We start from the raw sequence: 18,287 nt of genomic DNA, 5'->3' as shown, positions 1-18,287 counted from the left end.
CTGGCGCTCGGGATAGCGCTGCTCACGCGCTCAACCGCCCGCGCAACAGCTTCGCCATCTCCTCCAGATCCGCCATCGGCTGATGCCCGATCAGCATCCAGGCGTGTTCCATGTCAGCCCAATACACGATGTTCAGCTCGCGCCGCTGTTCCCGGGCGAAATGGCGGCTGCCGCTGTTGGAGCGGGTGACGCACAGCGCCATGGGGCCGTGCACCGGATCGAGGTAGGTAATCTGGGCGATGGGCACGCCGTCGTACTCGAGGATTTGCGCACGCTTGAACTCGGCACGGGGCAGGCTCAGTTTTGCCGGCGCGAGATCGAGGCCCAGGCGCGCATCGATGGTGCGCAGTTGTGCCCGTTGGGCGGCTTCATCGGCGGGCAAGTGATCCAGGGTTTCTGGCACGTAGAGCGCCATGTAATCGGCCACCAGGCCGCGCCAGTTGTGTGTCTGCTGACTCGCTTGCCAGCCGAGGAACAAACGGTCCGCCAGCACGCCGCCGGCCAGCAGCCCGGCCGCGGCGGCCAGGAACCAGCGTCGATTGAACCCGGGGCGGGCGGGTGAGGGCATTGTGGCGAGCATGGCTTGCAGGCGATCCACCGGCGCCTGTCGGGCCAGCTCATCGTAGGCGTCCTTGAACGGCAGGCTGCTGCGATCCAGCCACTGCAGGCGAAGGCCGAGCATCGGGTCGGCACTGACGGCCGCGTCGATGCGCGCGCGCTGCTCGGTATCGAGTTGGTTGTCGAGGTAAGCCACCAGTTGTTCGTCCGAGGGTATCGTGTTCATCAATGTTCTCCTCGGTTAGGGGTGGGCACCGTGTGCAACGGTGGGTATTCGGCCAGTTTCGCCCGTGCGGCGGCCAGGCGGCTCATGACCGTGCCGATGGGCACTTGCAAGACGTCAGCGACTTCTCGGTAGGACAAGCCTTCGACATACGCGAGAAACACCGTTTCGCGCTGGGTCTCGGGCAACGCATCGACGCGACGGATGACCTGCGCCGCCAACACGTGGGTCTGGGCCACGGATTCACCATCGAACGACAAGGCCTGATCGGCGTCTACCTGGCCCTGACCCTGGCGCACCCGTCGGGCGCGGACTTCGTTGAGCCAGATCGAATGCAGAATGCTCAGCAGCCAGCGGTCCATGCGCGTTCCCGGCACGTATTGCCCGGCCCGTTCCAGCGCCCGCACGCAAGTAGCTTGCACCAGGTCATCGGCGACATGCCGTTGCCGGGACAGCAGCAGGCCGTAGCGCCATAAACGCGCCAGATGCTGGTTCAGTTCCGTTCGTATTGCCTGATCGCTGGCGATGGCGACCTCCGTCCGCTCGGGTTGTCAGGTTTTCGATGAACCGTTGATGGCTTCGGCCAGATCCTGGTACTCCTCGCATTGAGTACTGCCACAGATGGATTTGATCTGCTGTAGTTGCTCCTGCGCAAGATCCAGCCGGCCTTTGATCACATAGGCCTCGCCGAGGTATTCGCGGACCTGCGCGTACTGCGGGTCGAGTTTCACTGATTGCAGGTAATAGCCGATGCCTTCGTCGGTACGTCCCAGTTTACGCGTGGCGTAGCCGCGATAGTTCAACGCTTTTGCCGTATTTGGCTGTTTCAGCGTGTCGAGCAGGGCCAGGGCTTCTTCATAACGCTCGGCCTTGGCCAGTTGATAGGCATAGTTGGTGCGGTCTTCGTCCGGCACCAGGTTGCTGGTCTGCTTGACGCACCGATGCGATCTGGTATCCAGCACCTGACCTTTCGGGCAGTTGGGCCTGGTGGGCATGTCGTCACCGCCGCCACCACCGTTGGCCAGGGCGAGGGAGCCGGACAACCCGACGGCCAGCAACAGGGGGGGCATCAGAACAGCAAAGCGAATATTCATGGGCATTGCTCCACAGGTTCATGGGTTTCGGATCAGGTTGCGCCCCGCCTGACGCAGCGCATGGTTGATGTGATGAGAACACCGCAGCATGAACAATTATTCGTTACGCGTGGTGTTTTCAAGGAAAGCACATAGCGCAGCGTTGTGTGCGCTGAAGATCCCTGTGGGAGCGAGCTTGCTCCCACAGGAATATCAACCCAGCAAACGAATCGGAGCACCCGCCGACCAGGCCACCACATCCCGCGCCACATCCTGCCAATCATCTAGCACTGCAATCTGCACTGGCATCAGCCTTTCCTCTTCAACGCACTGGGTTGGTCTTTTTCAGCCAGGCGAGCAGGGCCTGGTGGAATTGTGCCGCTTCTTCCATCTGTGGTGCGTGGCCCATGCCGGGGAATTCGACCAGCGTGGACTGGGGAATCATCTTGGCACTTGTTTGCCGTGGGCGGCGACGTCCGTGTAACCCATTTGCAGGGATTGGCCCTGGGATTCAAAGGCGAAGTGCTTGAGGGTGTAGGGGGAGTCAAAACCTTGCAACTCGGGGCCGTATTCCGGTCCTTCGGCGTGGGCAATGACGGGCAGGGTGGCGGTCAGTAAAAGGCTGGGCAACCAGCGGGAGAAGGGGCGCGACATGGGAGAGCTCCATGGAAAATCCGCCGATGCTGGATCGATTCGATTGGGGCGGCATTAAACACAGGCAACCGTCGCCCTTGATGGTTCAACCCATCCAGCCCAAAGTCGCCACGGCCAGCACGCCGTAGCGGGCACCTTTGGCCAGGGTGACGATCAGCAGGAAGCGCCCCAGCGGCTCGCGCATGACCCCGGCGACCAGCGTCAGCGGATCGCCGATCACCGGCAGCCAACTGAGCAGCAATGACCAGTGGCCGTAGCGTTGGTAATGCAGCCGGGCTCTTTCCAGGTGTCGGGGACTCACCGGAAACCAGCGTCGGTCGCGGAATCGCTCGATGCTGCGTCCCAGCCACCAGTTAAGCAGCGACCCCAGAACGTTGCCGAAGGTTGCCACGGCCAGCAGTGCCCAGAGCCAATAGCGATCGCTGAGGAGCAATCCGACCAGCACCGCTTCGGATTGCAACGGCAGCAGCGTGGCAGCACCGAATGCCGCGAAAAACAGCCCGAAGTACGCGCCGGACATCAATGGGCGGGATAGTCCGCAACCACCACGTCAGTGCCGTCCTTTTTCAGGCCGATGACCTGATAGGCATCGCTCATGCCGTCCATTTCCATGCCGGGCGAACCCATGGGCATGCCGGGGGCCGCGACGCCCAGCAGATCGTCGCGCTTGCTCAAGGCCAGGACCTGGTCGGCCGGGACATGACCTTCGACGAATTTGCCGTTGATCAACGCGGTGTGGCACGACGCCAGGCGAGGCGGCACGCCGTGCTGCTGCTTGAACTCGCTCATGTTGGCTTCGACGTGGTCTTCGACCTTGAAGCCATTGGCCTCCAGGTGGGTGATCCATTTTTTGCAGCAACCACAATTGGCGTCGCGATGAACCTCGATCGGAATGAGGTCGGCGGCCTGGGCCAGGGAGGACATGAACAGGGCGCTCAGGGCGATCAGACGCAGAGGGTTTCGCATGGGATTCGTCTCGGCTAACGGGCAAAAAAACGCATTCTGACCATTTTTATGGATCAGGCATTCAAGGAGTGTTTCGAAGTGCTACAAGGAGCCGCCGCTTGATGATGGTAGATCAACGCTGACAGGCAGATGAGGGGCACATTACAAAATCGTCAGGATAGGCTTGATGGGGGAGGCGGCCCGTTGCGCTTATCGAACGGGCCGGCAACCCTTAGCGGTCGAGCAGTTTCATGACTTCTTCCGGATAACGCAGGCCAGCGGTGGCATTTGCCGGAAAGATCGCTTCCAGCGCGTGCAGTTCTTCGGCGCTCAGCGCTACATCCAGAGCAGCCACGTTTTCTTCGAGGTACTTGCGTTGCTTGGTGCCCGGAATCGGAATCAGGTAGTCACCCTGGGCCAGCACCCACGCCAGTGCCAGTTGGCCCGCCGTCACGCCTTTTTCTGCCGCCAGCGCTTGTATCTGTTGCACCAGCAGCAGGTTTTTCGCGAAGTTCTCGCCCTGGAAACGCGGGCTGAAGCGGCGGTAATCGTCGGCCGCGAAATCATCCGGGTTTTTCAATGCGCCGGTCAGAAACCCTCGGCCCAACGGGCTGTAAGGCACAAATGCGACGCCCAGGCGCTGGCAGGCCGCCAGACAACCGTTTTCTTCCTGATCGCGACTCCACAGTGAATACTCACTTTGCAACGCACTGATCGGATGAACCTTGTGCGCCCGTTCCAGGGTCGCCGCCGAGGCCTCGCTCAATCCCAGATAACGCACCTTGCCGGCACTGACCAGTTCGGCCATGGCGCCGACGGTTTCTTCGATGGCCACCTGCGGGTCGATTCGGTGCTGGTAATACAGGTCGAGAGTGTCCACGCCCAGGCGCTTCAAGCTACCGTCGATGGACTGGCGAATGTATTCCGGCCGACCGTTGACGCCACGGGCGGTGGGGTTGGCCGGGTCGCGGACGATCCCGAACTTGCTGGCCAGGAACACCTGATCGCGCTTGCCGGCAATGGCTTTGCCGATCAGTTCTTCATTGGAGTGCGGGCCGTACATGTCGGCGGTATCGAGCAGGTTGACGCCCAGTTCCAGCGCGCGATGCAAGGTGGCCGTGGCCTCCCGGGTGTCGGTGCCGGTGGTGTAGAAATCGGTCATGCCCATGCAGCCCAGGCCGATGGCCGACACCTGTGGACCGTTTTTTCCCAATTGACGTGTGTGCATGAAATCAGCTCCCTGTGAAGTGAATCGCCATTGTTCGCCTCGACAGAAACAAGATAAACCGGCTAAAACGGCTATCACTATTCGTTAAATCTAAATAATCAGCCGGTGGAGCCAGCAATGGACCGTTTCAACGCCATGCGCGTCTTTACCCGAATCGTCGAGTTGGGCGGCTTTGCCAAGGCCGCCGACAGCCTGCAATTGCCCCGGGCCTCGGTCACCATCCTGATCAAGCAACTGGAGGCGCACCTTGGGGTGCAACTGCTGCAACGCACCACGCGGCAGATCAGCCTGACGCTCGACGGCGCGGCCTATTACCCGCGTTGCGTGCGCTTGCTGGCGGACCTGGAAGAGACCGAAGCGGTGTTCAGTGCCGCGCGCCACAATCCCAAGGGGTTGTTGCGCGTGGACATGCCGGCGGGCGTGGGGCGCCTGATTGTGATTCCGGCACTCCCGCAATTCACCGCCCGCTATCCCTTGATCGAGCTGGAAATCGGCCTGAATGACCGGCCGGTGGACCTGATTCGCGAAGGTGTCGATTGTGTCTTGCGCGGTGGTTCACCGCTGGACGATTCGCTGGTGGCGCGGCCGCTGGTGGTGTTGGATCAGGTGACCTGTGCCAGCCCCGACTACCTGCAGCGGCACGCCGCGCCTCATACGCTCGATGACCTGCGCGGGCACCAGATGGTCGAGTACGTCTCCAGCAGCAGCGGAAAACGCTATGGACTGGAGTTTGTTGTCGGTGGACAAGTGCAGTCGGTCGACTTGCCCAAGCAGGTGGCGGTCAACAGTGCCGATGGTTATCTGGCGGCGTGCGAGGCCGGATATGGCCTGGTGCAGATGCCGTACTATCACGTAGCGCGGCAACTGGAGGAGGGGCGTTTGTGTGAAGTGTTGAGGGAAGTGCCGCCACCGGGCATGCCGATGACGGCGCTTTATCCGCCGCACCGCCAGTTATCCCGGCGGGTGCGTGTGTTTGTCGATTGGCTGGTGGAACTGTGTGCCCAGCCCGGCAATGACTTTTACCGCAAGGATTCAGGGCATTGAGTGGTTGTTAACGATGCTGGTAGTAACCCGGTCCGCCATGGTTGTCATAGTGATCGTGGTGCCAGCCCCCGTGGGGGAAAACAATGCATCCGCTCAGGGTCAGGATGGCAAACAGGGGAATCAGCAGAGTGATTCGACGCAACATTTGAAAGTCCTCATGGTTATCGCCGCAATGAAGCTAAAACTCTTCATCGGCTGTAACATGAGACCCCGCTTGTAGCCGCTTATCCCCGAAACAGGGTAAGCGCTTGGCATGCGCGTCGATACAAACCGGATACATTTTCAGATTCAGGAACCCGCAATGACTCAGTCGCAACGTTTGAAATACTCGATTCTGATCTCCCTGGTGGTGCTGGGGATCATGTTTGGCCTTTCCTGGTTGCAGAACACCGGCGTCATCAGCGAAAAAATGTTCCAGTACATCGCCATTGGTGTGGCGGTGATCGTGGTGGTCATCAATGGCGTGATGCGCCGCAAGGTCAAGCCCTGATCATTCGATCATCGGTTGCGCAGGATGGCAGCAGCCTGTGGATGCAGGCTGTAGCTTTTGTCGGGGTTGAGGACAATCACGCCTTCGCTGCACAAACGTTTTAGCACTTCACGCACGCTGAGAAAGGACAGGGGTATATCCAGCTCCAGCAATTGGCTGTGCACGCCGCGCACGCCAAGGCTGCGGTCGTTTTCGGCGGCCGTCAGCAAGGCGTCGATGACTTTCAGGCGGATCAGACTGGTTCGAAGGCCAAAGCTTTTGAGCAGGATCCGGATCCGCTCGTTGCCGTGGCGATCGGTATGCGGCTCGAGTACGCCGACTCCCATGGAAGTACCCTTTGGCGCATTGCTACCGTCCGTTGGCAGTTGCGAGTTGTACATTGCAAAACTCCTTTCAGAGCCTGATCAGGAAAAAATGGGCGCTCTTACAGGACTAGACGTATGAGCCGCCCGAATCATGAAGGCTCGAATGTAGAAAATTTGTCGCCATCGCGTGATCAACCTGTCAGACCATGGGTCGTTGCACAGTAATTTCCTAAATTTTTGTGGTGAGCTTCGTCCCTACAGGGAGGCCTGGTGCGCGTGGGTATGCGCAGCCGTGGCCATCGATTTTTCGATCAGGAGCGAGCGTGATTATTTCCAGCCAGTTAACCAGGTTGAGCCTGGCGGGTGTGACTCTGGGGTTGAGCCTCGGGCTGAGCCTTGCGGCGAGCGCGAGCGGTACGCCTGCGCAAACGAGCGCGGACATCCGCAGAACCGGTTTCGGCGTGCCGCACATCCGCGCCGACAACGAACGCGGGCTCGGCTACGGCATCGGCTATGCCTACGCCCAGGACAACCTGTGCCTGCTGGCCAACGAGATCACTACGGTCAACGGCGAACGTTCGCGGTATTTCGGGCCGGATCAGTTCACCGTTGAGGAGCGTGAGAACCTGGTCAGCGATGTGTTTTTCACCTGGCTGAACACCCCGCAAGCTGTCGCCGGTTTCTGGCAGGCCCAGACCCCGCCAGTGCGTGAGCTGATTGAAGGCTATGTGGCGGGGTACAACCGCTCCTTGAGCGAACGTCGCGCCCAGGGATTGCCGCCGCAGTGCCAGGGCGATTGGGTGCGCGACATCACCACGTTGGATCTGGTGAAGCTGACCCGGCGCCTGTTGGTCGAAGGTGGTGTCGGCCAGTTTGCCGAAGCCCTGGCCGGTGCCACGCCACCCAAAGCCGTTGCCCAGGCGTCAAGTGCACAGGCAGCGTTCCAGGTGGCCGCCACGCGGATGCAGCGCTTTGCCCTGGACCGGGGCAGCAACGCCGTCGCGGTCGGCAGCGAGCGTTCCTTCAACGGACGCGGTATGTTGCTGGCCAACCCGCACTTTCCGTGGGTGGGCGGCATGCGTTTTTATCAGATGCACCTGACCATTCCCGGCAAACTGGACGTGATGGGTGCGGCGTTGCCCGGCCTGCCGCTGATCAACATCGGTTTCAATCAACATCTGGCCTGGACCCACACCGTGGATTCGTCCAGGCATTTCACGCTGTATCGCCTGCAACTGGACCCCAAGGATCCGACCCGTTACCTGCTCGACGGCCAGTCCTTGCCGCTGGACAAGCAGACCGTGACCGTTAACGTCAGGCAGGCGGACGGGCAGGTCCGGGCGATTTCCCACGAGGTCTACAGCTCGAAGTTCGGTCCGGTGGTGCAATGGCCGGGAAGACTGGATTGGGATCATCAATACGCCTATAGCCTGCGTGACGCCAATCTGGATAACGACCGCGTTCTGCAGCAGTGGTACGCGATGAACCGCGCTGAAAACCTCAAGGATTTCCAGGCCTCGGTGCACAGGATCCAGGGTATTCCGTGGGTCAACACGCTGGCGGCGGACGATCAGGGGCAGACGCTGTACATGAACCTCTCGGTGGTGCCCAACGTCAGCGTCGACAAGCTGGCGCAATGCAGCGATCCGCGGGTTGGCTTGCAGATGATCATTCTCGACGGTTCCAACAGCGCCTGTGCCTGGGACATCGACCCGCAGGCGCCACAACAGGGTATCTATGCAGCGGACAAGTTGCCGCAATTGCTGCGCAAGGATTTTGTCCAGCATTCCAACGACTCGGCATGGATGGCCAACCCGGCGCAACCGCTGACCGGCTATTCGCCGTTGATCAGTCAGGACAGCCAGCCATTGGGGCTGCGTTCACGTTTTGCCCTGGATCGTTTGAGTATGTTGACCAAGGCCGGCAAGGTCGGGGCTGCGGACTTGCAACGCATGGTGATGGACGATCAGGTTTATCAGGCGGATCAAGTGATGCCGGACCTGCTGCAATTTTGCGCGACGGATTTCGGTGCCGATGCAAAAACGCTTGCGCCACTGTGCGCCAGCCTCAAGGCCTGGGACCGCAACGCGAACCTGGGCAGCGGTCTGGGTTTTGTGCACTTCCAGAATGTCATGGAGGCATTGGAGTCAGTGCCGGAGGTATGGCGCGTGGCATTCGATCCGCAGGATCCGCAACATACTCCACGTGGACTCGCTGTCGATCACCCGCAAGTGGCGAAGGCGCTGCGGGCAGCGATGCTGGCTTCAGTTGAGCAGGTCAAGGCATCAGGACTGAAACCCAATAGCCGTTGGGGCGATATCCAGGTGGCCAGCAGCGGCGGACAACAGACGCCGATCCATGGCGGGCCGGGTGCGCTGGGGATCTACAACGCCATCCAGAGCGTGCCGCGCAGCGATGGCAAGCGTGAAGTGGTCAGCGGCACGAGTTACCTGCAAGTGGTGACCTTTGACGAAAACGGACCGCAGGCCAAAGGGCTGCTGGCGTTCTCGTTGTCCAGCGACCCGGCCTCGAAGTACTCACGGGACCAGACGCAGGCCTTCTCCAGGAAGCAATGGAGCGTGTTGCCTTTCACCGAGCAACAGATCCTGTCCGATCCGGCCTATCAGGTGCAGACGATCCGCCAGCAGGATGCCGAGGTGGCCGCGCAGTAAGGGAGTGGAGTTTTGCATGAACGCTGAAGGCCGCAGCCCGAAAGGGTGGCGGCCTTTTCAGCTTTTCGGGGAGGTTTGCGGAATCGCGTTGACCACCAGATTGCCGTTCTGGTTGCGGGTCAGGTAGACCGGCAGGACCCGCGGCAAGGATTTCACCAGGCCGTTGATCTCCTTGATGTTGTAGATGCCGCCGATGTGGATCGAACCGGTGCTGTGGTCAGCCACCATCAACGGTTTGTCCAGGTAGCGATTGATCAAGGGCAGCGCATCGCTCAGGGCCAGATCGTCGAGCACCAGCTTGCCCTGACGCCAGGCCAGCGCGCTGTCATTGTCATAGGTCTGGCTGATGCGGGGGATGAAATCGCCGCGGTGATAACTGGCCTGCATCGCCGGGTCCAGACGCAATCCGTCGCCGGGCAGGTCGGCGTTGCTGCTGACCAGTACCGAACCCTCGATCAGGTTGACCTTGACCTGGTCTTCATACATCCAGACGTTGAATTGGGTGCCGGTCACGCGAATCCGGCCTTCGGCGGCCTTGATCACGAAGGGGTGGCGGGTGTCATGGCTGACCCTGAAGAAGGCTTCGCCTTTTTCCAGCGTGACTCGCCGCTGATCCTTGTAGTTGCTGTACGTCAGCTCGCTGCCCAGGTTCAGTTCCACCTGGCTGCCGTCTTTCAAGGTGACCGTTCGAACATTGTCGGTCGCTTCGAAATGCTGGTACGCGTTCGGTACCCAGCCCAGGTGCCAGCCGCCATAACCGGCCAAAGGCAGTGCCAGGGCACATATCGCCGCGGCAATACCCAGCCGTCGCCACGGGTGTTCGGGTTGAGTGCGAACCAGCGGCACGACAGGTTCGGGACGGGGCAGGTCGCCAGCGACATCCCAGATCTCCAGCATTGCCTCGTACTCGAAGGCATGGAGCGGATGCGCGTCGCGCCATTGCTCGAATGCCTGGCGCTCTTGCTCGGTGCAGTCACTGGCGTGCAGACGCATGCACCAATGCGCAGCGGCATCGGTGATGGCGTCGTATTCGGCTTCCGAAAGCGTGTGATCGGTCATTGGCCCTTCCTGGTTTCCTGCATTCTAACCTTGGGGGAAGTCTGCGAGAACATCAGTCATGGCATTTAACCATCAATGTGTAATTTTTTTTCAACGCCTCGCCTCTGGAACACCTGCTATCGAGTAGCAGTATCCACAGGGGCGCCTGAAAAAAAGATCACATCAAACACTGCTGTAGCGCGCAGATCCGGGGATCTGCGCGTTATTACGCCGGGATCAGGGTTTAGGGGGCGTAGCGACCGGTATCGGGTCCAGTTGCCGGCCCATTTCGCAGATCAAGAAAGCGATCGAGTCGGCATTGTGCAAAATGACGTCGATGCGCTGCTTCGAATCCTTCGCGCTTAAAAAAGCGTCTCGTGCCTCATCCATGGTCTGGCTGCCCGTCAGCTTCAGGATAGTCTCACCAACGTGATAAGAACCCGGTATCGAATCCAGGCTGATCCAGGATTGCAGTCCGCTGTTCCAGCGTGCGAACAGTTCCTCCTCTGGGGTATCCATCGACAAGGCTTCTCGCTGGAAGTCCAGCTGAGACTGTTTCTTTTCTGCGTCCTTGGCGGTGACCGACGCTACCAAATCGCTGAATGGCAACCTGGCCTCAAGGTATGCAATGTCCACTGCCCCGGAAAACAAATGAGCGAACTCGTGTATCAAGGTCGCGGCCTGGCCGTGGCCGTCGAGATCGAAGGGCTGTGTCAGGCGGGATTTGTACCAGTCGAGTTGTTGATCGAAGAATTTTTCCGTGAAGTGCACATTGCGCTGTAGATCCTTCTGCACGACAAACGCAACGAGGTTGTCCTTCGAGTTCCGGTTTGAACCGACGATAAAGCGTTGCGAATTCATCCAGTCTTCGTCGGGATCGACCAGCGCGTTGCAGATAGGGACGATGGCCTGCCTGATTTTCTCGATCAGGGCGTTGTTGACCTGGTCAACATCAAAGAACTGTTTGAGGAAGGTATCGAGCCGTGTGCCCGGGGCGAGTTTTCTGAGTTGCACCAGGTTGTGCAGGCTGTTGAACGCGTAATAGCGAGCCATGTCGATGGCCTGCACGATCATGCGGGCTTTTTCGGGATGTCTTGCCCGGATTTCTTCCATCCCCCGGGCCTCGATGTTCAGCACCTCCCTGGCAACATAGGAATTGACATTCTGATTGCGCATTTTCGAGACGGCTTTGCCGAAGTGAACGGTGTGGAAATCCGGGTCGATGACCAGTTGGTTGTCAGGAGCAGTGTGTAACACGGGGCCTTCTTGCGTACCTTTGACCATTCGCCAGACCGCGCCGGCCTTGCTCACGCCGTACACCTTGCCGGCAATGGCGGCGAAGGTTTTCTGGCTGCCCGGTTCCAGATAGGTGCCGTCACTGCTGTTTTTCGCCAGGTCCTTGAGTTCAACCGTGGTTTCGAACGGTTGCAGCCGGGTACGCATTGCTGCTGTCGACAGAATCTTCGACCAGGGTTGCGCGATCACGGGGGTGACAACCGATGGAGCAACGGCTTCGCCGGTTGCCTGGGCGCTTTCGGCCCATCCCTCAAGCGACAACCGGCCCAATGACAGGATTTGTGCCGCGCCGGCAACAAAATCGCGCAACGCGGTTGTCCAGTGATGGTCCTGCAGGGCTTCGGCTGAGTTCAGGGCGTCCTTGTAGGCCTTCCAAAGAAACTGTACATACGCGAGTTTGCCCGGCAGCAGGCCCGAAATGCGCTCGATGCCGGAGCCGAAAAGATGTTTGACGGCCTCCCAGTCAGACTGAGCGGTAGCGTTTGCCTGGCTGCCGAGCATCTTCATCAGCAGCTTAGTGTTGTCATGGAACAAATGGGTGAGCAGGTTGCCACCGATGGGGTTGGACGCGAGGGTGATTTCGCTCGACTGGCCGACAGTGGACTCGAACAGGTTGCGAAACGCCGTTTGCTCACTGTCCGGCAGGCGACGTAGCAACATGTCTTGCAATGGCCCCGGTGTGTTGAGCGCCGCGACAACGCTGGCCTCGTTGCCGAACTCAATGAACGGTGAACCAGCGGGGTGGTAAGGGGCAAAAAGGATTTGCGGGCCTGACTTGCCCGAGCCTGGGCCAATCAGGTAAAGGCCCAGCGCTTTGACGGCAGCGGCACCGCTGGTTTTGATCAGTTGCAGTGGCCGGGCAATTGCGTGTGCGCCTTCTACAGTCGCCCGGGCGATGGCGTCCGGCATGTCCAGCACTTGCCGAAGCAAATCGAAGCCACTATCGGACAGCCGCTGTTGCAGTTTGAGTTCGTGGGCGTGTTGCAGCAGTTGCCAGGGCAATTGTTTGACGAAGCGCAGGATCCGTTTTTCAAAGTCCGCCGCTTGATTCGACAAGTTGTCGGTGACGTGTTTGGCATAGTTCTGCGTAATGTCCAGTGACAGCAGCAGTTGGCGGACAGCCGCCTGGTCCAGCCCCTCGGGCAGGGCTTGGGTGGTTGCCGACCTGACCTTGAACCCGGTGCCTTGCGCAATGTTGACGTGGTGCAAGGCGAACTCGGTGAGGCTCCGGGCGGGGCCGACCAGGGTCAGGTCCGGGGTGATTTCAATATTGTCAGGATCCAGCGCTGTTGCGGGGAAGCGGATGCGAAGCAACGACGTCAACGTTTCATGCACGTACGACTTGAGGGGGGTGATCCCGTGTAAATAGTCTTTGTCCTCAACAACGCTGTTGCGGTATTGCTCCAGCAGTTCAAGGTGCAGTCGCTGCTCTTGCAGCGGAGCCATTCCCAGCCAGGCGGGCAGGGACTGCTGCTGGCTGATCGCCCGGGCAATAGACGAGGCTCTTCGCAGGTTGGTGTTGAGCACCGCTGTGGTCAGGTCTTCAAGGGCTTTTTTCTGCTTTGTGTCGCTCAGGTCGAACGTGCGTACGTGTTCACAGCGAGCCAGGAAGTGCTCGATGGACGATTGCGCGACCCGTTCCAACACAGACCCTTCAATCAGCCGCAACGGTCCGAGTGAGTAGCGTTGGTGAAAGACGCGCTGGGCCGGGGTAAGGTTTTCCAGCAACGCCAGGCGTAGTTGCGGTTCGAGCAGGCGACGGTTCAGTTCCAGCCTTGCATGAGTGACGGTGTCAAAGACTTCCAGGCCCTCGGCGGGTGTCCACAGGATCGTCCGGCCGGAATGGGAGGGATCGAGTCCGCCACGCTCGGTCAGCAGCAGACAATGGGCCAACGGCAGGACATCCTCCTGGCCGGAGCGCTCCAGCGTCAACGAGTAGGCATCGGGTCGAAAACCCTTGAGTGACAGGCGGTTTTGCCGGTTGGGCAGGTCCGGGTTGAAGACCGTTTCGACAATGGCCCGATCCGCATCCCGCAGTGTCGCGCCGAGCACCCGCAGGCTGGCCTCGCCCCGCAGGCCAACGGAAAGTGCATGGGCCAGGTGGGGTTTGATGTTTTGCAGATAGTCCTGTTGCAAGGCCAGAGTAGCAAACGGTTGTGCTGCAAAATCTGCGTTGATCAGTGTTTCGATGTCGCTGAAGGTCTTGACGAAAGCGGCCGCCGTATCGGCCAGTACCATGGAGGGATGCTGATCGCCGGATAACACGGGGCGCGTGCTCCAGCGTCCGTCGGTAGCCTGCGTCAGCAGTCGCTCGCTGATCATCGAGCGGATATCCAGCGCTTTGTCGAACAGGGCGTGGATGTCTACGACGCCGTCACTGTGACGGAACACTTGCAGGGCGTAATCCATGTTCTGCAGCTGCTTGCCGATGATCCCGTCGAAGAGCCTGGGGAAGATCGCGCCGGAAATCACTTCGCCGGTCACATTCGGCCGGTCAAAACCAATGAAACGCTGGCGCTCCTCCAGACTCAGCAGGCCATAGAGTTCATCCTCGTGACCGGCCGCGCTGAACTTGCTCAGCACCGTATCGCGCAAGTCCTGATAGTCCTCGAGCACCTGCAGGCCTGCGGTGGGCGTGTAGAGAAACGCATTGCCGGCGCTGACCATCAGTGAGCCGGCCAACTCCACATAGTTGGCCTGGTACTCCCACAGGCGCACGGTTTCGACCGTCATTGATTCGTTCGTCCGGCTGGCCGTCGAGATCAACGCGTGCAAATCCTGGCTCTGCTCAGGGGTGATGATCCCGGCTTCGCGCTTGAGCAGCAGTTGCACTCGCGCCTGATCGGCGATGGCCTTGCCGAAGAACTGGCGACGCGATGCACCATCGGCGCTCGCCGCATCCCAGAAACCTTCGAGCTGCCCGATCAGCAGGCTGATCAGGTGACGTGAGATCGTCGTGACGGCGGCCTCCCAAAGTGGCTGGTCGGTTTTTGCCGGGGACTTTTTCGAATGGGAAAACTCAGGGGAAGACCCGGCTGGCCAACGCTGATGGCGATAGTGCAGGAGGACGGCCTCGCTCAGGGACAGGGAGTTGACCCAGCGTCGCGCCGGATGGCTTTCGTCAGCGTTCTCTGGCGTTGTTGCCTGGTAGAAGTTCACTTGGGTCTGGCGCTGATCCAGGCCGGGGAAAGCCGCTGCCAGCTGTTCATTGAGCAATGCGTCGAGCAGCGATGTCAGGGACGGCAGCGCTTTCAACTCGTCGAGCAGGGCCTGGTCGTTGAGTTGCTGATGGGTGGAGAGGGTATTGCGCTGTTCTTCGAACACGTCGCCATCGATGGTTTGAAAGTTCAGTTCGATGTCGGCGGCGTCCACCACTGCCTTGAGTTGCGTCAGCAGTTGTTCGGTCAGGTCCGTTCGGTTGGCGAACTTTTTTATTCCGGCGTACGGGGTGTAGAAAATCAAGCCATTGTCATCGGGCGTCGCGGTCAGCACAAAACTGCCGGCCAGCGCCATGGGTTCCAGGCCCGGGATTTTCAGCAGGATTTTCTTCGCCAGCATGGGCGGCGTCTGCTCATCGCGCAGTGCCTGGGTGGCCAGTTCGATATGGCTGAACCATTCGAAGTCCCTTTGCGTCAGCCCGTGGGTTTGGCCAAGTTCTCTCCAGAGGCCGCGCGACGTCAGCGCCTCGGGGAAGAACAACGGAGTTAATGGTGTAGACATCGTCGAGTCTCGTTCAAGGGGCCACTCAAAGGCGCCTGTGGATTGAGCATCGAGACTAAAAGCCGGTGCGTTGACGCGGGTGGTAAATAGTTAACGCACGGGGCGGGGGTATTCGTGACAGGGATATATCTCATTGCCCTGAGCGAAAGGTTGACAGGTCGCACGCCGCGCGTTGTTAATCGGCGGGTCTTTGTACGCTGTTGTTCCCTCCAATAATTAGTCTGGAGCTTCAGATGTCTGCGCCACACGATCACGCCTCTACCGCAGTTTCGCCACACCTGTCACTCGAAGCGCTGAGCGCTTTGCTGGAGAAGATTTTTCTGCGTCATGGCACGTCGGCCGAGGTTGCCCGGGTGCTGGCGCAAAACTGCGCCGGTGCCGAGCGCGACGGCGCGCACAGTCACGGGGTATTCCGCATTCCAGGTTATGTTTCGACGCTGCAAAGCGGCTGGGTCAATGGCCAGGCCGTTCCGGTGGTCGAAGATGTGGCTTCTGGGTTTGTGCGGGTCGACGCCAACAACGGTTTTGCACAGCCGGCCCTGGCGGCGGCACGCGAACTACTGGTGCAGAAGGCCCGAAGTGCCGGCATCGCGGTGCTGGCGATCCGTAACTCGCACCATTTCGCGGCCTTGTGGCCGGATGTCGAACCCTTCGCCGATGAAGGCCTCGTGGCATTGAGCGTGGTCAACAGCATGACCTGCGTGGTACCCCACGGTGCCGACCGGCCGCTGTTCGGCACCAACCCGATTGCCTTCGCTGCGCCGCGGGCCGATGGCTCGCCGATTGTCTTCGACCTGGCCACCAGCGCCATTGCCCACGGCGATGTGCAAATTGCCGCCCGCGAGGGTGAGCGCTTGCCGGAAGGGATGGGCGTGGACAGCCTCGGCCAGCCGACCACGGACCCGAAGGCGATTCTTGAGGGCGGCGCGTTGCTGCCTTTCGGCGGGCACAAGGGCTCGGCGTTGTCGATGATGGTCGAGTTGCTCGCGGCGGCACTGACCGGCGGCAATTTTTCCTTCGAGTTCGACTGGAAGAACCACCCTGGCGCCAAGACACCCTGGACTGGCCAATTGCTTATCGTGATCGATCCGGCCAAAGCGGCGGGGCAGAGTTTTGCCGAGCGCAGCCAGGAACTGGTGCGGCAAATGCACGGTGTCGGCCTGAAGCGTTTGCCGGGTGATCGGCGTCATCATCAGCGCGCGAAGTCGCTGGCCAATGGCATTGAACTGGATGGGCGGACACTGGCGAACTTGCGGGAGCTGGCGGGGCTCTGATCTTGTAGGAGCGAGCAAGCTCGCTCCTGCAAGGTTTGCGGTGTTTGATCGGAATGCTTAGCGACGCCCCAACAACAACCCCACCACCAGGCCAAACCCGGCTGAAATCGCCACGGTTTGCCATGGATGCCCGCCGATATAGGTTTCAGTAGCCTCGACCGCGGGCAGGGTGCGGTCGCGTACGCTGCTCACCGAATTCCTGGCCTGCTGGAGTTTCAGGGCGATTTGTCCACGAAGGGTCTCGGCTTCTTCCCCGACCAGTGAGGCACTGCTTTTCAGCAGCTTTTCCGACTCTTCGATCAGCGATTGAAGCTCGCTGAACGCTTGATCCTTGATTTGATCTTCGGCGGCTTGCGCGGCGGTTTTGCGGGCCATTGAAGTACTCCTTGCAGGTAAGTGGACAGTGAACAATGGAGTTTGCCGTTGTTGGAAAAGTTGCAGCTATTTTGCCCGGGGAGGTCATCTTCCTGAAAAACCGGCGCAGGACCTTTCGTCCTACAGTGTAAGATGTCGCCTATTTTACGCAGCAGGAAATTCCCATGAGCTTCAATCTGGCCGACAAACCCCTCGCCGAGCGCGCTGCGCTTGAAGACGAGAAATCCCGTCTGTTCGAACTCTGGCAAAACAACCTGGGCAAAGCCAAGGGTGAGGCCGCGCGGTTGTTTGGCGAACGGGCCAAGCGCAAAGGCAAGTGGGCCGAATGGGTGCGCGCCGAACTGGACGGCATGTCGCCCCCTGAATACGCCAACATGGTGCGCAGTGAAGTCAATCGCCTGATGGCGGCCAACAAGTAACATCGGCCGTCAGGCGAAGCTCGCGACAATCGCCTCGCGCACTTTCAATAGCACCGGGTCGAGCTGGGTGCTGGTACGCCAGCCCAGTTCGATCGGGTAGCGCGGCAAGGCCAGGGGGCAGGGCAGCAGCGCCAGCCCGCTGAGTGTTGCGATGCTTTGGGCGGCATGGGCCGGAATGGTCGCCACCGCCCGGCTGCCTTTGAGCAAATGCGGCAACGCGGCAAAATGCGTGGTCGAGGCGCACACTCGCCGACTGAGCCCCAGCGCCGCCAATCCTTCATCGGTAATCCCGATAAAACCGCCGGACGACACCAGAATGTGTTCGCGGGCCACAAACTCCTCGAGACCGATGCTCTGCTGGCCCTCGACCAAGCTCGACGGGTCCGCCAGGCACAGATAACCACCTTCCCCCAGCACCTGACGGCTGAGCAGCCGCTCGGCAAACCCACCCGCGGTAATTGCCAGGTCAATGCTGCGCTCCATCAGCGCCTGGGCGACGATCTGGCTGTGGGTCTGGCGGAAAATCAGCCGCAGTTTAGGCGCGCTACGGGCGATTTCTTCGATCAGCCGCCGGCCGTAGGCAATCTCGAAATCATCCGACATTCCCACGGTGACCGAGCGACCTTCGTACTGTTGCGCAGCCGGGTCGACCATCGCCAGGCTCTGCCGGCATTTGTTCAGGGCATCGCTGACCACCGGTTTGAGCTGGTTGGCCTTGAGCGAGGGGGCCAGGCCGCGCCCTGTGCGCACGAACAACTGATCGCCATACAGCTCGCGCAACCGACGCAAGGCCGCGCTGACGGCCGATTGCGTCACGCCCAGGCGTAGTGCGGCACGGCTGGCGCTGGACTCTTCGTGCAGTGCTTCGAAGACTTTGAGCAGGTTGAGGTCGACGTCGGTGATATTCATTTGGCTCATATCATTCAGCAGTGAATTGGTCTTTATTGATGATTGCCTGACGCCGGAGAATGAG

General features: G+C 60.2%; 18 protein-coding genes and 1 pseudogene. 5 read left to right on the top strand and 14 right to left on the bottom strand.

Annotated elements, in window-relative coordinates:
- Positions 1-22: 22 nt before the first annotated feature.
- The 8 genes and pseudogenes from KGA96_RS14040 to KGA96_RS14010 all read right to left on the bottom strand — a co-directional run bounded on the left by KGA96_RS14040 (position 23) and on the right by KGA96_RS14010 (position 4,681).
- A complete protein-coding gene (locus KGA96_RS14040; RefSeq protein ID WP_223513260.1) occupies positions 23-784 on the bottom strand; it encodes a transcriptional regulator in 762 nt (253 codons plus the stop codon).
- The gene (locus KGA96_RS14035; RefSeq protein ID WP_404942365.1) at positions 784-1,266 is read right to left on the bottom strand and encodes an RNA polymerase sigma factor; all 483 of its coding nucleotides are present in this window, start codon (positions 1,264-1,266) and stop codon (positions 784-786) included. The genes KGA96_RS14040 and KGA96_RS14035 overlap by 1 nt, the downstream gene beginning before the upstream one ends.
- 66 nt (positions 1,267-1,332) lie before the next feature.
- On the bottom strand, positions 1,333-1,875 hold the full coding sequence (locus tag KGA96_RS14030) for a tetratricopeptide repeat protein (protein WP_046042114.1): 543 nt from the start codon (positions 1,873-1,875) through the stop codon (positions 1,333-1,335).
- Between the two features lie 301 nt (positions 1,876-2,176).
- Positions 2,177-2,299, bottom strand: a complete 123-nt coding sequence (locus KGA96_RS29645; RefSeq protein WP_185754816.1) for an alpha/beta fold hydrolase — start codon at positions 2,297-2,299, stop codon at positions 2,177-2,179.
- Positions 2,300-2,310: 11 nt separating this feature from the next.
- Positions 2,311-2,508, bottom strand: a pseudogene (locus KGA96_RS14025) (alpha/beta hydrolase); the annotation flags it as partial.
- An 85-nt stretch (positions 2,509-2,593) separates the two neighbouring features.
- The gene (locus KGA96_RS14020; protein ID WP_046042112.1) at positions 2,594-3,028 is read right to left on the bottom strand and encodes a YqaA family protein; all 435 of its coding nucleotides are present in this window, start codon (positions 3,026-3,028) and stop codon (positions 2,594-2,596) included.
- Complete coding sequence (locus KGA96_RS14015) at positions 3,028-3,474, bottom strand: DUF411 domain-containing protein (RefSeq protein ID WP_150753558.1); 447 nt, start codon at positions 3,472-3,474, stop codon at positions 3,028-3,030. The genes KGA96_RS14020 and KGA96_RS14015 overlap by 1 nt, the downstream gene beginning before the upstream one ends.
- A 211-nt stretch (positions 3,475-3,685) precedes the next feature.
- Positions 3,686-4,681: an aldo/keto reductase gene (locus KGA96_RS14010; RefSeq protein WP_046042110.1), complete on the bottom strand. Its 996-nt coding sequence runs from the start codon at positions 4,679-4,681 to the stop codon at positions 3,686-3,688.
- Between the two features lie 117 nt (positions 4,682-4,798).
- On the opposite strand from KGA96_RS14010, the gene KGA96_RS14005 reads away from it, so the two are divergent.
- Positions 4,799-5,725 carry a LysR family transcriptional regulator gene (locus tag KGA96_RS14005; protein ID WP_046042109.1) on the top strand — a complete coding sequence of 309 codons (927 nt, stop codon included), beginning with the start codon at positions 4,799-4,801 and terminating at the stop codon, positions 5,723-5,725.
- A 7-nt stretch (positions 5,726-5,732) separates the two neighbouring features.
- Here the strand turns inward: KGA96_RS14005 and KGA96_RS14000 are convergent, their stop codons facing one another.
- The gene (locus KGA96_RS14000) at positions 5,733-5,870 is read right to left on the bottom strand and encodes a hypothetical protein (protein WP_185754815.1); all 138 of its coding nucleotides are present in this window, start codon (positions 5,868-5,870) and stop codon (positions 5,733-5,735) included.
- Between the two features lie 156 nt (positions 5,871-6,026).
- Here KGA96_RS14000 and KGA96_RS13995 point away from each other — a divergent pair, with 156 nt between their 5' ends.
- Positions 6,027-6,215 (top strand): hypothetical protein, encoded by a 189-nt coding sequence (locus KGA96_RS13995; RefSeq protein ID WP_007970993.1) that lies wholly within the window; start codon positions 6,027-6,029, stop codon positions 6,213-6,215.
- 8 nt (positions 6,216-6,223) lie between these two features.
- Here the strand turns inward: KGA96_RS13995 and KGA96_RS13990 are convergent, their stop codons facing one another.
- Entirely contained in the window at positions 6,224-6,595 is a 372-nt protein-coding gene (locus KGA96_RS13990; RefSeq protein ID WP_223464060.1) for a fe2+ zn2+ uptake regulation protein, read from the bottom strand.
- Between the two features lie 248 nt (positions 6,596-6,843).
- On the opposite strand from KGA96_RS13990, the gene KGA96_RS13985 reads away from it, so the two are divergent.
- Positions 6,844-9,192, top strand: a complete 2,349-nt coding sequence (locus KGA96_RS13985; RefSeq protein ID WP_223513258.1) for an acylase — start codon at positions 6,844-6,846, stop codon at positions 9,190-9,192.
- Positions 9,193-9,249: 57 nt separating this feature from the next.
- Here KGA96_RS13985 and KGA96_RS13980 read toward each other — a convergent pair whose 3' ends face one another.
- Both KGA96_RS13980 and KGA96_RS13975 read right to left on the bottom strand, forming a co-directional pair.
- On the bottom strand, positions 9,250-10,251 hold the full coding sequence (locus KGA96_RS13980) for a FecR family protein (RefSeq protein WP_223513256.1): 1,002 nt from the start codon (positions 10,249-10,251) through the stop codon (positions 9,250-9,252).
- A 216-nt stretch (positions 10,252-10,467) separates the two neighbouring features.
- Entirely contained in the window at positions 10,468-15,246 is a 4,779-nt protein-coding gene (locus tag KGA96_RS13975) for a dermonecrotic toxin domain-containing protein (protein WP_223513254.1), read from the bottom strand.
- Positions 15,247-15,479: 233 nt separating this feature from the next.
- Between KGA96_RS13975 and KGA96_RS13970 the strand changes: the two genes are divergently transcribed.
- The gene (locus KGA96_RS13970) at positions 15,480-16,520 is read left to right on the top strand and encodes an Ldh family oxidoreductase (protein ID WP_046042102.1); all 1,041 of its coding nucleotides are present in this window, start codon (positions 15,480-15,482) and stop codon (positions 16,518-16,520) included.
- Positions 16,521-16,577: 57 nt separating this feature from the next.
- On the opposite strand, the gene KGA96_RS13965 is transcribed toward KGA96_RS13970, so the two are convergent.
- A complete protein-coding gene (locus KGA96_RS13965) occupies positions 16,578-16,895 on the bottom strand; it encodes a YqjD family protein (RefSeq protein ID WP_223464066.1) in 318 nt (105 codons plus the stop codon).
- Between the two features lie 164 nt (positions 16,896-17,059).
- On the opposite strand from KGA96_RS13965, the gene KGA96_RS13960 reads away from it, so the two are divergent.
- Positions 17,060-17,314: a hypothetical protein gene (locus KGA96_RS13960; RefSeq protein ID WP_007970091.1), complete on the top strand. Its 255-nt coding sequence runs from the start codon at positions 17,060-17,062 to the stop codon at positions 17,312-17,314.
- 9 nt (positions 17,315-17,323) lie between these two features.
- On the opposite strand, the gene KGA96_RS13955 is transcribed toward KGA96_RS13960, so the two are convergent.
- On the bottom strand, positions 17,324-18,232 hold the full coding sequence (locus tag KGA96_RS13955) for a LysR family transcriptional regulator (protein WP_046042100.1): 909 nt from the start codon (positions 18,230-18,232) through the stop codon (positions 17,324-17,326).
- Positions 18,233-18,287: the final 55 nt, after the last annotated feature.

The sequence above is a fragment of the Pseudomonas sp. GL-R-26 genome, assembly GCF_019947365.1.
Lineage (GTDB): Bacteria > Pseudomonadota > Gammaproteobacteria > Pseudomonadales > Pseudomonadaceae > Aquipseudomonas.
Note: the sequence above shows the minus strand (reverse complement) of the source record. Positions and strands in the feature narration are given on the sequence as shown.